The sequence below is a fragment of the Auritidibacter ignavus genome, from assembly GCF_003703835.1.
Lineage (GTDB): Bacteria > Actinomycetota > Actinomycetes > Actinomycetales > Micrococcaceae > Auritidibacter > Auritidibacter ignavus.
This window is the reverse complement of the sequence record NZ_RDQR01000004.1, coordinates 98,598-114,575: the sequence shown is the minus strand read 5'-3', so window position 1 is coordinate 114,575 and position 15,978 is coordinate 98,598. Positions and strand designations below refer to the sequence as shown.

At 60.7% G+C, this 15,978-nt stretch carries 9 protein-coding genes; 3 read left to right on the top strand and 6 right to left on the bottom strand.

Annotated features, from left to right (window positions below):
- Positions 1 to 97 precede the first annotated feature (97 nt).
- Positions 98 to 1,411 carry a septation protein SepH gene (gene sepH / locus DYI20_RS03770; RefSeq protein WP_158278477.1) on the top strand — a complete coding sequence of 438 codons (1,314 nt, stop codon included), beginning with the start codon at positions 98 to 100 and terminating at the stop codon, positions 1,409 to 1,411.
- Positions 1,412 to 1,453: 42 nt separating this feature from the next.
- Here sepH and DYI20_RS03765 read toward each other — a convergent pair whose 3' ends face one another.
- From DYI20_RS03765 to DYI20_RS03755, 3 genes are read right to left on the bottom strand one after another with little or no spacing between them, the layout of a single operon-like run.
- Positions 1,454 to 2,641 (bottom strand): alkaline phosphatase family protein, encoded by a 1,188-nt coding sequence (locus DYI20_RS03765; protein ID WP_110100472.1) that lies wholly within the window; start codon positions 2,639 to 2,641, stop codon positions 1,454 to 1,456.
- Positions 2,641 to 3,246, bottom strand: a complete 606-nt coding sequence (locus tag DYI20_RS03760) for a DUF5998 family protein (protein WP_110100471.1) — start codon at positions 3,244 to 3,246, stop codon at positions 2,641 to 2,643. The genes DYI20_RS03765 and DYI20_RS03760 overlap by 1 nt, the downstream gene beginning before the upstream one ends.
- Positions 3,247 to 3,292: 46 nt before the next feature.
- Positions 3,293 to 6,043 carry a bifunctional acetate--CoA ligase family protein/GNAT family N-acetyltransferase gene (locus DYI20_RS03755; protein ID WP_122548888.1) on the bottom strand — a complete coding sequence of 917 codons (2,751 nt, stop codon included), beginning with the start codon at positions 6,041 to 6,043 and terminating at the stop codon, positions 3,293 to 3,295.
- A 55-nt stretch (positions 6,044 to 6,098) separates the two neighbouring features.
- Between DYI20_RS03755 and DYI20_RS03750 the strand changes: the two genes are divergently transcribed.
- The gene (locus DYI20_RS03750; RefSeq protein ID WP_110100469.1) at positions 6,099 to 8,666 is read left to right on the top strand and encodes a DNA gyrase/topoisomerase IV subunit A; all 2,568 of its coding nucleotides are present in this window, start codon (positions 6,099 to 6,101) and stop codon (positions 8,664 to 8,666) included.
- An 18-nt stretch (positions 8,667 to 8,684) separates the two neighbouring features.
- On the opposite strand, the gene cydC is transcribed toward DYI20_RS03750, so the two are convergent.
- The 3 genes from cydC to DYI20_RS03735 form a co-directional block, all read right to left on the bottom strand.
- Positions 8,685 to 12,398, bottom strand: a complete 3,714-nt coding sequence (gene cydC / locus DYI20_RS03745) for a thiol reductant ABC exporter subunit CydC (RefSeq protein ID WP_122548887.1) — start codon at positions 12,396 to 12,398, stop codon at positions 8,685 to 8,687.
- Between the two features lie 62 nt (positions 12,399 to 12,460).
- Positions 12,461 to 13,480, bottom strand: coding sequence for a cytochrome d ubiquinol oxidase subunit II (cydB, locus tag DYI20_RS03740; protein WP_110100467.1), 1,020 nt, complete (start codon positions 13,478 to 13,480; stop codon positions 12,461 to 12,463).
- Positions 13,481 to 13,517: 37 nt separating this feature from the next.
- Complete coding sequence (locus tag DYI20_RS03735; RefSeq protein ID WP_110100466.1) at positions 13,518 to 15,104, bottom strand: cytochrome ubiquinol oxidase subunit I; 1,587 nt, start codon at positions 15,102 to 15,104, stop codon at positions 13,518 to 13,520.
- A 441-nt stretch (positions 15,105 to 15,545) separates the two neighbouring features.
- Here DYI20_RS03735 and DYI20_RS03730 point away from each other — a divergent pair, with 441 nt between their 5' ends.
- Positions 15,546 to 15,935, top strand: a complete 390-nt coding sequence (locus DYI20_RS03730; protein WP_110100465.1) for a BlaI/MecI/CopY family transcriptional regulator — start codon at positions 15,546 to 15,548, stop codon at positions 15,933 to 15,935.
- The last annotated feature ends 43 nt before the right edge of the window (positions 15,936 to 15,978 follow it).

Here is a 15,978-nt window from a genome sequence, read left to right as displayed (position 1 = left end):
CCCTGCGATGTGTCGCCACACCGGGCGAGATTCTGGTGTAGTGGGGGCTGACGTGGCAGAGTTCAGCACAGAACTAGGACTATTCTGGAGGCAATTTATGGATTCACCGCAGTCACCAGACCATACCACCGCGTCCGGTGCACGTCGCGCCCAACCGTTGCGCCTCGTTGGTGTCGATGATGCCGGTGACCACCTGATTCTGTCCAATGATGCTGGCGAAGAGTTCTCCCTGCCGATCACCGATGCTTTACGTCATGCCACCACCCGCCCCATTGGCCGGCCCTCGGCGGCCGCAGCCGACGAGGCAGCAGCGGTGACGTTGTCTCCCCGAGATATTCAATCCAAGATCCGCGCCGGCTACTCTGTGGACGAGCTGGCTTCTCGGTACGACGTCAGCCTGGACCGGTTGAAGATCTACGAGGCCCCGGTGCTAGCCGAACGCCGCTGGATTGTTGATCAGGCCCGCGCGATCGAAGTCTCTTCTCCGCAATTAGGTCACGATATTTACCGGGCCGTTTTTGGTGAAGAACCGGCTCTGCTGGAACCCATGGTGCGACACCGGCTGGCGGCACTGGGCTTAGACACCTCCACCCTGGAATGGGACGCGTGGAAGGAAGAGGGCTCCAACCACTGGACCATCTCGGCCAGTTTCCAAGATAACGGCGCCCAAACCCAAATCGGCGACGAGCCGGTGGCCCGCTGGAGTTTCCGTCCCGCCGCCAAGCATGTCGATAATCTCAACCGGTGGGCCCAGGTGCTCTCCGAACTCGAACCACTCGATACTCCTACCGCGACACCCACCCGACGGCTGAGCGCAGTGTCATCAGCGGAACGTGTTTTTGACGTGGAATCCACCGAAAAGCCTGACCCGCGACCGCGACGGCATTTTGATTCCGATGCGCAAGAAGAGTTACTCGAGGTCCTGCACGCCCGACGCGGGCAACGGTTGGGCGTCGATGAAGACGCTGATGACGAGCTAGCGATGATGATCACTCGCGAGGAGCACCCCACCTCCTGGACTGGACCACGTCTGGTGGTCAGCGGGGAATCCGATTCCGCTAAACCTGCTGAGTCTGAGACAGCTGATCAGACCGATCCGGATACGGAACAACCGGGGCAGCAGGAGCCGGAGCCGTCCACGCGGGCAGGGGTCGAGGACGAGTCAAGCCAACCAGAGAAGTCTACATCATCACTGTCTTCTGTCTCATCCTCTGAATATGAGGGTCAAACCGATGCCTTTGACGGGATGGATGAGGCCTCTCGCGGTAACGCCTTGCACCAGCAATCCACCCAACACCACCAGGACGGCAAAGACGGGCGGAGCGGTAGCTCCGCGTCTAAGTCCACACGCAAGCGTCCCCGGGTGCCCAGCTGGGACGAGATTATGTTCGGCACCCGCAAAGACGACTGAGACGAAGCGCTACTCTACAGCCTCCGCTCGTTGTGAGATTTCTCAGTCGATCACCAGCAGTGGCACCAGGCGTTCATCGTCGGTGGTCGATCCGTGGTGGCCCCACATCTCCCAGGACATCGCTGAAGCCCGGAGTGAGTCGTAGAGTGCGATATCGCTCTGGGCTACCACCAGCAGGTCTCCAATACGGGGCACCACCCGGGGTTCTAAGGGCCCGAACCAGCCGTCGTGTTCTGCTCGGTCGCGACTAATGACGATGGCTACTTCGCCATAGATTTTCTCCCACCGTTGCTGGATCTCGCGCCGGTGACTGTCGTCGGCCTCGGGAGCGAAATACAACTGGAAAAAGCGAGGTTCCCCGGCCGTGTGCAGCACGCCGTCGTAGAGTTCGGAATGTTCTCGGGTGTCCAACCGGTCTGCCGGGGCAATGGTGACCATACCGTGGTCGGCCGTCAGGAGCACGTTCACCGGGTGGCCGATCGTCGATAGTTTTCTGCGTAGCCGACGCATGTGACTATCGATCGCTTCCAGTACCTCAATCCATTCGGCAGAACCGACCCCGTGACGGTGCCCTGCTTTATCCAGTTCCGGGATATACAGGTAGACAAGCGCGCCGGGTCGTTGCAACTCCGTCAACGCCTTATGAAAGCGGGCTCCCAGGGACCGTGCCCCCACAAAGCGCGGACCGCGCAAACCAGCCCGGGTCAGCCCGCTGTCAGCAAACTCCGGCAAGGAGACCGTGACGGCCTCCAGCGGTGCCTGCACACTCTCAAAAAGTGTGGGATGGGGTTGCCATTGTTCGGGATTAACCTCCGGGTCCCAGTTGCCCAGCTGGTTAATAACCTGGCCACGATCCGGGTCGAAACTGTCATAGCCCACTAGTCCGTGTCGGCCGGGTAACAACCCTGTGGCCATCGAAGTCAAAGCGCTCGCCGTGGTGGTGGGTAACACCGTAGAGATTTCGGTTGGGGCACCACCGGTAGCAGCAGCGTGATCTCCTTGGCGGGTGAGCATCTGGCGCAAGGTGGGAGCGTAGGAAGAGTAGGCCACCAGCTGGCGGATTCCTAGCCCGTCGACCAGAATCACCATGCCAGACCCAGCCTGGGGAAGCTGCAGGCTCGTCGTCGCGACCGGCTGGGCATCAGACGAGGGCCTCAGCGAATTCAGCAGGGCCGGAACAACGTCCCAGATCCCCGGAGACTGGGGGTAGTGCGTATGACGATCGATCATCAGCGATGCTGGTCCCGAGCGGTCAAAAAGGTGGTCCGCAGGGTGCGGGCAAAGGCCAGGGCCTGGTCCACAGCCTGTTGGCCCTCGGCTTCGGCAGCGACCCGCAGAGCAAGATCTTCTGGTGTACTGGTTCCGGTCACCCCGTGGTCGGCAGAACAGTCGGGATCCGGGCAGACTGCCGGGACCAGCTCCAGGCGCTGATTGCCACGCCACAACACGCTCAGGGTCACCTCAGCCACCGGCAGGTCCGGGGTCCACGTGGCCGGCTGGTCGTGGACGGTGGTGACCGAGACCGAGTCCAGCGCATCCAGCGGGACCATCTCGGTGGTCACTTGCGCCCGGGTGGCACCTGCGTATTCTTCGGCGACGAAGTCGGTCAGGTGCACGGCAGCCAGTGCGGTGTCGGTCAGTGCCAAGACCGTCAGGTGGCGGTGTAGGTCGTTGTAGTCCACGTGGGTCTCCACGTGGACTAGCGAAGCGAGGATCTCACGGGAATCGAGTTGATCGTACAGCGCACTGATCACCAGTTCGGGGTAGAACCCAGCGTGGTAAATGTCTGACCAGGGTGACAGCGAGGTATCGATGTCCGAGGAGAGGTCTGTCATGATCCCATCATAAAGCGTAACCGGTGGTCTGCTACTGGATATCTCATCATCCGCTCAAGGCCCGGCGGGCTGAGTCGGTCCGGCGAGCTGCGTTGGCCAGCTGGACTTCTGCTTGGAGCACGCTGACGTTGTCTTCGGAGGCCAATAGTGGCGAGAACCGCACCCGCACCACCTGGGGTAAGTCATGGGCCAAGATCGACAGCCGTCCGAGTACTTCTTTCACCCCGTGAATATCGGCCGGACGAAGCCCACCGTAGCCAAAGAGTTTGGCGGCCGCCCGCGGGGTGCGCACCATCCGTTCCAGATCTGCGCTGGTTAGCGGTGGCACCATATGCACCCAGTCGTGGAGGAGTTCTACGGCGTCACCGGAGATCCCGAAGGACACCACCGGTCCCAACAGCGGGTCTTCCACGGCCACAACCGTGCAACCTTGACCGGCCGGTGCCATCGATTGCACCTCGAGTTCAGGGCTACCGTAGCGGGTGAGCACCTCACGCATTTGGGCGACATTGCCTCGCAGTGATTCAGCATCGACAATATTCAGGCGCACCCCGCCAAGATCCAAGCGGTGGCGCAGATTGGCGTCCACGGCTTTTAGGGCGACCGGGAAGCCAAGTTCTTCAGCAGCGGCCACAGCTTCGTCTGCGGTACTAAATCCCCGGGATTCCAACACCGAGATCCCGTAGCACGCCAACAGCTCGGCGGTTTGGTGCTGATCCAGAGCCAGCAGGTCGGTGCCGACGGCTTCTTGGGCCCATTCGGTGACCAGATCAACGGCACGGTGCCGATCAAGATCAGAGTATTCGAGTTCTTTGCCCTGATCGGCGTCCCGCCAAGCCTGGTAGCGAGTCAGCTGGGCAATGACTTTCAGCGCGCTTTCCGGAGTACTGAAGACCGGTAGTCCGTGCTGGGCCGACAGTGTGATTTCTTCCGCGGCTTCAGCTTCGGTGCGTTCCCGGTAGGTGCCCGCACCGAAAACGCCGGTCGGGGTAAAGGCCTGGTCCAGCACCGCGGTAAAGCAGGCCAGCACGGTAACATCAGTGTCGGCAGCGATCTCACCGAGTTGATTGGCCAATTCTCGGGCATCGCCAGGCAACTGAGTCATGGCTGACTGCACGCAGACCAGTACGGTATCGACCTGTTGCGATTCCACGGCCTGTTCAATGGCCTCGGAGAAGGCACCGAAAGCCTGCTCGACGGTATGGTCTTCGGGCAGTCCCGACACCGCGTCCCGGCGAGTAACCTTCAGACCCTGCATTTCGGCCGATTCGGCAACTAGCTCATTGATAGCAACCGCATTGCCGATCACGCCGAGCCGGTCGCCACCAGGGACCGGCTGACAGGCCAGCACCTGGAGGACGTCCATCATGTGGGCGGTGGAGTTGGTCTGAATCACCCCGGCCTGGTCCAGCATCGATTCCACGGTGCCCAGCGGAGCCTGGGTGGTACGGGTGGAGTGACCGGGAGGCAACCGGCGTCCCATGGCCGGTGAACTGGCCAGCACCACCGGTTTCTTCCGCGAGAGACGCCGTCCGATACGGGAGAACTTCCGCGGATTACCGAAGGATTCCAGATAAATACCCACCGCTGAGGTGTAGGGATCGTCTTCGAAGTATTGCATCGCATCGTTACCGGACACATCGGCACGGTTCCCGGCCGAAATCACCGAGGAGACCCCGATGCCACGTCGGCTGGATTCGGTGTAGAGATTAGCGCTGAGCGCAGCCGATTGGGAGAACAGTCCGATGGAGCCACGTTTGGGCATCGCCGCAGCCACCGAGGCGTTGAGCGAAACCTCGGGGTCGGTGGAAATAATTCCGGCCGAGGCGGGCCCGATCAGACGCATCCCGTAGGAGCGAGCCAAGGAGACCAGCTGGCGCTGGCGGTCTAAGGCCGAAGTGTCCTGGGCACTCAGATCGGAGACCACCACCAGACCGCGCACACCTTTGGCCGCACAGTCACGAATGACCTTATCAAGCTGGTGATCCGGCACCGCGATCACCGCGACGTCCACATCGCCGGGAGCCTCAGCGATGGACCCCAACGAGATCATCCCGGCCAGCTCGAGTGCTTCGGGGTTGATGCCGTAGACCGGTCCGGTGAACTTGCCTTCAATGATATTTTCCATCAGCGCGTAACCGACCGACCCCCAGTCCCGCGAGGCACCGATCACCGCAATGGATTCGGCCCGTAGCAACTCACCCAAGGACTTAGCTTCGGCGCGGTGTTCGCGCGATTCCATGACCGCACGCGTTTTGGCGGTCTCGTCCAGCGGAAATTCCACAACAATGACACCGTCTTCAAAAGAGCGTTTGATATCGAAGCCGGCGGCCTGGAAAACGGAGAGCATCTTCTGGTTCTCCGGCAACACGTCGGCCACGAAACGTCGGATCCCGTTCTCGCGGGCGGCTTCGGCCAGGTGTTCCATCAGAATCGAGGCCAGTCCGCGACCGGAGTGCCGGTCGGCGATATTGAAGGCAACCTCGGCGTCATAGGAGTTGGGCAAGCGATCATATCGGCCAATGCCAAGCAGTTCGTCGCCGTGCAAGATCACGAACGCGACCCGGTCGCGATAGTCCACGACGGTAAAACGCTCGAGCTCTTTGGCTGACAGCGAGGACTTATACGTAAAATAGCGGAAGTAGATAGAGTCCTGGGACTGATGCTGGTGCATCTGTTGTAGCGCCTGCGCATCATGAGGTGACACCGGGCGCATCCGGGCAGTGGCACCATCGGCGAGTACGACATCTGCTTCCCAATGAGCTGGATATGCACGGTCTGTGGTGAGCTCTCCCATAGACTCAGCTTAGACTCTGGACCGATATCAGCGAAAGTATAGACCGAAGAGGACCATGGCGAAAAAGTCGACACCGCGTTCCACCGCTGACAGCAAGCTGGCGCCCCAAACCGTGCCGGACCAGGAACAGAAGATCATCGATATCGATGTGTCTGCCGAGATGGAACAGTCCTTTTTGGAATATGCCTATTCGGTTATTTATTCTCGCGCCCTGCCCGATGCCCGGGACGGACTAAAACCGGTGCAACGTCGCATCCTGTACATGATGAGCCAGATGGGGCTGACCCCAGAGAAAGGGCACGTGAAATCGGCGCGCGTGGTGGGCGAAGTGATGGGTAAGCTCCACCCGCACGGTGATGGGGCCATTTATGACGCAATGGTGCGGTTGGCTCAGGACTTTAATATGCGCCTGCCACTGGTGGATGGTCACGGGAACTTCGGCTCGGTCGATGACGGTCCAGCGGCCTCTCGGTACACCGAGGCGAAGATGACCCGGGCCGCGGTGGCGATGACCGCCGATATTGGTGAAGACACCGTAGAGTTTGAGCCCAACTACGATAATCAGATCTTCCAGCCCTCGGTGTTGCCAGCGGCCTTTCCGAACCTGTTGGTCAACGGCGCCTCCGGTATTGCGGTGGGGATGGCCACCAATATGCCACCCCACCACTTAGGTGAGGTTATTGCTGCCGCCCAACACCTGCTGGCCCACCCTGAGGCCGATACCGCCGCGTTGATGAAGTTTGTGCCCGGCCCGGACCTGCCCTCGGGTGGCAAGATCGTGGGGCTGGAGGGCATTAAAGAGGCCTATGAAACCGGCCGTGGCTCGTTCAAGATGCGGGCCAGCATCACCGTGGAGCAGGTCAGTGCTCGCCGGACCGGTTTGGTGATCACCGCCCTCCCCTACGGGGTGGGGCCGGAAAAGGTGATCGATAAGGTCAAGGACGCGGTCAATAACAAAAAAGTCACCGGCGTGGCCGACGTGGTGGATCTCACCGACCGGCATCACGGGCTACGGATGGTCATTGAGCTGAAGTCCGGGTTCAATCCGCAGGCAGTGTTGGCTCAGCTGTATAAGCACACTCCGTTGGAGGAATCCTTCGGGATCAATAACGTGGCCCTCGTCGATGGCCAGCCGCGCACGCTGGGACTAAAAGAACTGCTTCACGTCTATGTACACCACCGACTCACCGTGGTGCGTCGGCGCACCGAATACCGGTTAGGCAAACGCCGGGACCGGCTGCATTTGGTCCAGGGACTACTGTTGGCACTCGTCGATATTGACGAGGTTATTGAGATCATCCGCTCCTGCGATGACGCTGCAACGGCCCGGTCACGACTAATGATGGTCTTTGACCTCACCGAGGTACAAGCCGACCATATTCTGCAGTTGCGACTACGACAGCTGACAAAGTTCTCCCGGATCGAACTCGAATCTGAACAGGCAGAGCTTACGGCAGCGATCGCCGAACTGGAAGCGATTCTGGCTTCTGATGACAAGCTCCGCGAAACTGTCTCGGACGAGCTGGGGCAGATCGCAGAGAGTTTCTCCGACCCGCGCCGCACAACCTTGCTGAAGTCCGAGGAATTGGCGCCGGTCCCCTCGACCGCCCAGGCGAAGAAGTCCCCGGAGAAAGCTGCCTCGGCGATGATGATCGCCGATGACCCGTGCTGGGTAATTTTGTCGACCTCTGGTCAGCTGGTGCGCACTGTGGATCGAACCCCGCTCGTGGCCGCCGGGCGACGGAAACGCCATGATGTCTTCCAGTCGGTGGTCGCGACCACCGCCCGCGGCGAAGTGGGCGCGGTGACCTCCACGGGGCGGATTATTCGATTCAATACGGTCGATGTACCGGTGCTCAGTCAACCTACCGAATCGCCGACAATGACCGATGCGGTGAAGGTCTCGCAGTTCCTTCCCTTACCGGACCGAGAAGACCTCGTCGGCCTGGTGCCACTCAATAAGGTGCTGGCACTGGCGACCCGCCAGGGTGTCATCAAGCGGGTGCGGGATGAGTGGCCGTTGAACCAGGACGAATTTGATGCCATTAGCCTAAAGACCAACGATCAGGTGGTGGCAGTCGCCGTGGCCGACCGTGACGACGACACGATCGTGTTAATCACCGCCCAAGCACAGCTCTTGCGGTTTGAAGCCAGCAAGGTGCGCCCTCAAGGGCGCCACGCCGGTGGGGTGGCCGGCATCAAGCTCTCCGAGGAGGATGAGGTCATTGCCCTGGGCGTCATACCGGCTGTCGCAACCGAGCAGGCGGAGGTGGTGACCGTCACCGAGGCAGAGGAAGACCTGTTAGGCGCGGTGGGGTCAGCTAAGCGTAGCCTGCTCAGTCAGTTCCCGGCCAAAGGCCGGGCGACCAGGGGCGTGCGCGCTCACCGGATGCTACGTGGCGAGACCGGGCTGAAACTCGCCTGGGCCGGAAGCGATCCGCGCGGTAGTACCAGCGGTGGTACGGCTCGGAACCTGCCCACTGAGCACAGTGACCGGGATGCCTCCGGTGTGCTATTGGATTCGGCCGTAGAGACCGTGGGGACCGCCAGCTCACCGGTGACCGTAAACAGCGCGTCGGCACCGTCCGAACCATCCGACCAGCAACCGGAAGGATTGTTCTAGCCCCTGCCCACGCACCGGCTAACCCAGCGTCACCGCCTGGTTTCCAGCGGTGGCGAATCGGGAATCGTGGGTGACCATCACCACGGTTCGATCAGCCAAGGCCCTCTTGAGATCCGCTACGAGGTGCGCTGCTTCATCGGCACCTAGGTGTGCAGTGGGTTCATCCAAGAGCACGACGTCAGCACGAGCGATGAGAGCCCGGGCGACAGCGATGCGTTGACGTTGACCGCCGGAGACAAAATGTCCGGAGGGGCCCAGTCGAGTGTCGAGCCCGTTCGGGGCCACCTCGAGCCAGTCGGCCAGTCCCACGGTTTTCAGGGCACGGATGAGCTCGGCATCCTCGGGTCGGTCATCCGGGTCGCGGGCCAGAGCCAGGTTGGAGCGTAGCGTGGAGTCAAAAAGATACGCCTCCTGCGGGCACCAGGCGATCGCGCCCAGGGCAGATTCCGGGCCGATGATGCTGTCAGTACCGGACTCGGTGGCGTCTGTGCGCCGGGTGGCATGCAGGACCATGCGCCCGGATTGTGGTCGCAAGAAACCCAGCAGTACCGCCAACAGCGTGGACTTTCCAGACCCTGACGGTCCGGTAACCACACAAAAGTCACCGCGGGTGGCCTGCAAGCTCAAATCTGCCAGTACTAACGGTCCGTGTGGCGCATAAGCCACGTCAATCTGGTCAACCTCCACCGCGCTGACGACCACATCGCGATGGTGGGCGCGCTTCTGTTCAGCCACGTCGTCAGTCGCCGGTGGGGTGGGCACTGCCTCGACCTGCACCCAACCACCAGTGGCGGTCTGCGAGGTCTGCAGTAATGGACCGATCTTCTGCAGTTGCCGGCGGAGAATTGAGAACTCTTGAACCCCTTGGTTCAACAGTCCGAAGGGCTCGGCGAGGGCGAGCATCATCATCACCACCAGCGCGGTATGAGGGGCGTTGATGCCGTGTTGGACGCATTCCCACATGATCTGGATGGCGGCCCAGCCGGAGACCAATGAGGATAGCCCCTGGCCGAGGCCGGCAACCATCGAATGGCGTTTCAAGGGGCGCTGGTGGTGGAGATCCCAGCGGGCAAAGCGTTCCGAGGCCACCGTTGCGCCCCCATTGCCGGCCAAATCTGCGGCCGCTGTCAACAGTCGGGAGGTTTGCGACATCACCTGGGTGCGGTGATCGGCCAGGATCGCCGTCGACCGCGCATCGCTGAGAGCAACCAAGCCCGGGATGACGACGATGCCGAAAAGTCCGGCAACCAGGGCGGGCCACCAGGCTCCGGGGGCGAAGTACATGGTTATCCCCAGCGTCGCCAACCACGCGATCACAGCGGCAGGAATGGGGACGATAACGCGCGGAACTGCATCGCGCAGTTCGTCAACGTCAGAGATCAGCACCGACAGGGCGCCACCGGTGCGGGTCAGTCGGGTCCACTGTTGCGCCTGGGAGCCTAGAGCGTCCCAAATCTTCAGGCGCAAGTCATCAGCCCAGGACAGCACCGCGTCGTGGACCGCCAAGCGTTCGGCGTAACGAAACACGGCCCGGCCGATGCCAAAGAAGCGAACCGCGACAATGATGGCCAGCAAATAGAGGATCGGGGGCTGGTAAGAGGCCTGCACAATGAGCCATCCGGACAGGGCCGATAGGAGCGCGGCGGAAAGCACGGCAGCGGCCGACCAAAAGACTCCGGCCAGGAATTTTCCGCGGTTCAACGGCAAGAACCGGAACCACTGTCCCAGGTTGAGCCGGTGGTTCTCGGTGTCGTGTGGCTGGTGCGCCCTGTGGTGGTCTGGGGAAGACCTCTGGGGCGTGGTAGCGCTATGCTCCGCCTGGTCGGTGATTCGTGCACCGGCAGACACGGTATCTGCTACCGGTGTGGTCGCAGCGTGTGTCACGGTCTGAACGGTCGTGGCATCGGTCGTCACCCTGGCACCGTCCACCAAATGGTCGGCCAGGTGGTGCACTTCGGGATCGTGGGAGGCCACCACCATCGTGATCGGTGGAAGCAGTGGTGTCTCGCCGACGTGGTGCGTGCGATCGGTCGCTTTAGGGAGACGTCGTTGTCTCAGCGTGGCCAGCGTCTCCCGGACGGCGTCAGCGGAGGCTGGATCCAAGTGGGCGGTGGGCTCATCCAGTATCAGTAGCCAGCCACGGGCGTCGTCACCGGCGGCGAGTAACCGGATGACCACGCGGGCGAAGCCCAGGCGCCGGCGCTCCCCGGGGCTGAGATCGTTGACGATGCGGGATTGATAGTCGACCAGCCCGCTCGTAGCCAAGGCGTGAGCCACCAAGGACTCGACGGTATCGGCGGTGGCCTCAGGGCGGTCCAGTCGGACATAGAACTCCAATTCCTCGGCCACGGTGGGTTCACTGAAATTGGGGTGCTGGGCCAACCAGGCCACATGGAGCTCATCGAGGCCGCTCACCCTGCCACGGAATTCTGCTTCGGCCTCGGTGAGTACTCCGGCCAAGGCGTTGAGCACCGTAGATTTTCCGGTCCCCGAGGCCGAACCGAACACGGTGATTTCTCCCGGTGCCAAGCTCAAACTCAACCCGGTGACCACCGGGTCTAACACCTGCATCCGATGGGTCGGGCCCGCATGGTTCTTGTGGGCCAGCACTTTGGCCCGTCGTGGGTCATCGTGGTGGAGCGCCCGAATATCGGGGAGTTTTTCCGCTGTGATTTCGGTGAAGGAGCGGTAGGCAATGCTGAGGTTGTCGATGGAGACAGTGCCCGTTTCATAGGTTGACTCAGCCCGCAGGGATTCGGCGAGGGTTTTGGCTTCGGGCTGGTTGATCTGTTCGCGAGCGCGTCGCAGGGCGTCCACACCGTCTTCGGAAGAGTGGAAGGCAGAGCCAACATCACGGAAGGGCAAATATACTTCCGCGGCCAGGGTGAGCACCATCAGGCCCACGTTGAGTTCTAGTCCCCCGTAGACCAGACGCACCCCGATCAACACCGCGATCACCGCCACCGACAGGGTCGCGATGAGTTCCAGAGCCAGGCTGGACATAAACGCGGCTCGTAGGGTGGACATGGTGGTGCGTTGGTATTTTTCTGACACCGTCGCCAAGGACTTCCGCTGCACCCCAGCACGGCGCAACCCAACGAGCACGGGCAGACCGCGGGCGAGCTCTAATAAGTGATGCGAGAGCCGATTGAGCCCCGCGGTGGCGTCATCGACCCGGGATTCGGTATACCGACCGATCAGGATCATAAAGACCGGGATCAGGGGCACAGTGATGACCAAAATGAGTGCCGAAACCCAGTCGTGTAGCAGAATCCAGCCGCCAAGCAGAACGGGAATGACCAGGGCGGAAAGTAGGGCCGGCAGGAACTCGGTGTAGTACTTATCCAACCCATCGAGACCTTTGGAGGCCAGTACCGCGTCTTCGCCGGCTCGATCGGCGTGTTCGCCGGCGGCGTTGAGCCGATGAGTGACCAGCTGGGCGCGCAAATATTCTTTTTCGCCCAGCGCGGCCCGGGAGGCCAACACCTGTTGGCCCCAGACGGCGACACCGCGCAACACCGCTCCCCCGAAGCCAGTCACCACGGGAGCGAGGAATTCGGCTGTGAAGGCAGCTTGGGCTAGTGATTCGACGATGCCCGGTGAGGTGGCCGGAGGATTGAAGAAGAGGTCAATGAGTTGGGCTGCGTCCTGGGTGGGCAGTGAGGCAGCCAGCTGCGAGATGCCTCGGGCGATCCCGATGGCAATCAGGATCCATCCGAGAGCTTTCACCACGGCGAGGACGCCGAGCCCTATCAGAGCACGGCGTCCTGTCGCAGAGGTTGGTAGTTCTGGTTTCAGACCGGAGTCACGACCTTGGATTCAGGGATATGGGTTTCGGCGATCCGCTTGCGGAACACCCAGTAACTCCAGCTACTGTACGCCAAAACGATCGGCACGAAGATCGCTGCGACCACGGCCATCACGGTCAACGTGTAATCCGAGGAGGAGGCGTTGTTGACGGTAAGGTTCCACGCGTCGTTGAGCGTAGAGGGCAACACATTGGGGTACAGCGCCCAGAAGATCGCTGCCACACCGGCGGCAACGAAGACCGTCATCCCAAAGAAGGCCCAACCTTCACGTTCCTGGGCCGCAAAAACCAGTGCGGCAATCATGCCTGCCACGGCGACAACAAGCAGGATCCACGGCATCACCTTCGGGTAGAGGATCAGGACACCGACAGCCCAGCCGGCCATCGGTAACAGGTAGACCCACAGCCACCGGGACAGGTGGCGTTTGGCGGCTGCTCGTGGAGCGCCCATGGTCTTCAGGCCGAGGAAGGCCCATCCCTGAGCCAAGGCGAAACCAACCACGGCCAGTCCGCCGATCACAGCCCAAGAGTTCAGCCAGACGAAGGCGTGACCCACTCGGTCACCGTTCTCATTCAGTGGCAGACCGGTGGTGGTGATGGCCAGCATCGCCCCGACACAGAAGGCTGCCGTCAACGACCCGAGACACAGTGCCCAATCCCACAAGTTACGCACTCGTGTGGTGTGGGCTTTGCCCCGATACTCGATCGCGACCGCGCGGAAGATGAGCCCCAGCAGGGCCAGGGTCAGCGGGATGTAGAGGGTTGAGAACAACGAGGCGTACCACATTGGGAAAGCCGCGAAGGTGGCGCCACCGGCGGTGATCAACCACACTTCGTTGCCGTCCCACACGGGGCCAATCGTGTTCAGCAACACACGACGTTGGGACTCGTTGCGAGCCCAGAACTTCATGAGCATTCCGACACCGAGGTCGAAACCCTCAAGCACGAGGTATCCGGTCCAGAGCACTGCAATGAGGATGAACCACAGGGTGGGAAGAAATTCCATGATGGCGTGATTACCTTTCTCTACTGGGTTCTCTCATTTAGTACGCGAAGGACAGAACATCAGAGGAATCTTTGTTCTGGTCATCCCCGTCGTTTTCTTCATCTGCAGTCAGCTCCGGCATACCTGCCGGCACACCACCGCGGATGTAACGGACCAACAGAACCACTTCGACCACCAGCAACACCGCATAAACCAGAGTGAGGACGATCAGCGAGAACAAAATCTCACGCCCGTCGACTCCCGGTGACACCGCGGCAGCGGTAAACTGCCAGACCTGATCCACTCCGGTGGGGTCGGGGTTGGGGGCGACCGTGAAGGGTTGACGCCCCATTTCCGTGAAGATCCAACCGGCCGCGTTGGCGCCAAACGGTGCCAGGATCGACAGCCAGGCGGCGTGCATCAGCCACGGAGTTTGCGGCACGGTGCCCTTGCGCCCCAGGAAGAGTCCAATAGCGGCTGCCAAGGCCGCCAGACCACCAAAGGTGATCATCAGCCGGAAGCCCCAGTAGGTGACTTCCATGACCGGCAGGTACTCAATCTCTGACCCGGCACGTTCACCGTACATGGGGTCGTCGGGCAGGTGGGTACCGAAGTTTTCTTCATAAATCGGGATCAGGGTGTTCACACCGGGGACGTCGGTGTTGAAGTCGCCGTAGGCCAGGTAGGACAGCAGGCCCGGAATCTCAAAGACGCCCACCACGTCATCACAGGTGGTGGCTCCGTCGGTATTGGAAATATCTCCGACCGTCAGCACCGAGAAACCGGTCCCGTCGTGGCAGGCAGCTTCAGCGGCTGCCATTTTCATCGGTTGCTGTTCGATCATCATTTGAGCTTGAGCGTGACCGGTAAAGGCCGTGCCTAGGAAGGCACCCAGGGCGATCCAACCACCCCAGCGGAACGAGGTCCGCCACACGGTATGGTCAATACCGTCACGAGCTTTGGAGCCGGTGGCACCAATGATCACTTCGCCGTTGGTGTTGACGGAGTCGATACCGTCTTTGCGACGCTTCCACAGGTGGTACCAGGCCACACCGAAAAGCATGGAGCCGGCCACGGACAGGGCGCCGAAAATGGTATGGGGGAAGTGCACCAACAAGGTGGGGTTAGTTAGCACGGCCCAGATATCGATCATCTGAGCTCGACCATCGGCGTATTCAATGCCGACTGGGTGCTGCATGAAGGCGTTTGCGGCCAGAATGAAATAGGCCGACACCACCGAACCAATCACCGCGGCCCACAGAGTCGCTAAATGCAAACGAGGGGAAATTCTGCCCCAGCCGAAAATCCAGATACCGAGGAAGACCGATTCCAAGAAGAATGCGATCAGAGCTTCCATGGCCAGCGGGGCACCGAAAACGTCGCCAACGAACCGGGAGTATTCGCTCCAGGCCATTCCGAACTGGAACTCCTGGACAATACCGGTGGCTACACCCATGATGAAGTTGATCAAAAAGATCTTGCCCCAGAACTTCGTCATGCGTAAATAGTGTTCTTTACCGGTGCGATGCCACATGGTCTGCATTGACACCAGCACAATACCGAGGCCGATTGTCAATGGAACCATCAGGAAGTGGTAAACGGTCGTGATACCGAATTGCCACCGGGCTACCTCAAGTGGATCCATCAGGATTCCTTCCTCACGAGCGCCTAACGCGCCGACGAATGCAAGAGATGGGTCGAGTTCGGCTGTGGTCGACCTCGGTCAAAACCCTGTCGCCAAGGCCTCAAACTCGAGGCTCAAACGGTGATACGACACGATGCTCGCAGTGAGACTCACTCCGTACAACGCTTGATCGCCGGATAAGCTACCACCATCATAACCACTTTTCTACGCTGCGTAGAAAAGATTTCTACACGTTGTAGAAAATTCGCCTAGACTGAGGTCAACACACGGTGCCCCGGTAGCGTATGACGCAGATCAAGCAGGCGCGCCCCGTGAAAAGCACCCGAGAGCAACGGTCGTGGATATGGCATCAGGCCACTATGTCGTCATAGTGCACCGAAACTTCTACAATGCGTAGAATAAATCTACTACCGTGACCGTCAGCCCCAAGGAGTACAGAGTATGAACACTGGTTCATTAGGACAGCTGGAACAAGCCGTCATGAATCTGCTGTGGGATTCCTCTGCGCCGATGACCGCTAATGACTTACGCGAGCGATTAGAGCAGCGTACCGGCTCCACCAAGAATACTCCGGCGATCACCACGATCCTGACGGTGCTGACCCGGCTGACGAAAAAAGGTTTTGTGAATAAGGACCAGCAACAGCGTCCGCACACCTTCACCGCCCGAGCAACCCGGGAAGCCCACACCGCTGATGTTTTGCACGAGGTCCTCAACCAGGCGCCAGATCGTCAAGCGGTGCTTGCTCAATTTGTGGGCTCCATTAACTCTGAGGAACTCGCGACTCTTCGGAGCATCCTGAATGCTCGCGACGAATCACTCAGTCAGTAAACTAGAGGGGCTCAGTCCCTTAACCGCAACGCCGTCCGCCCAT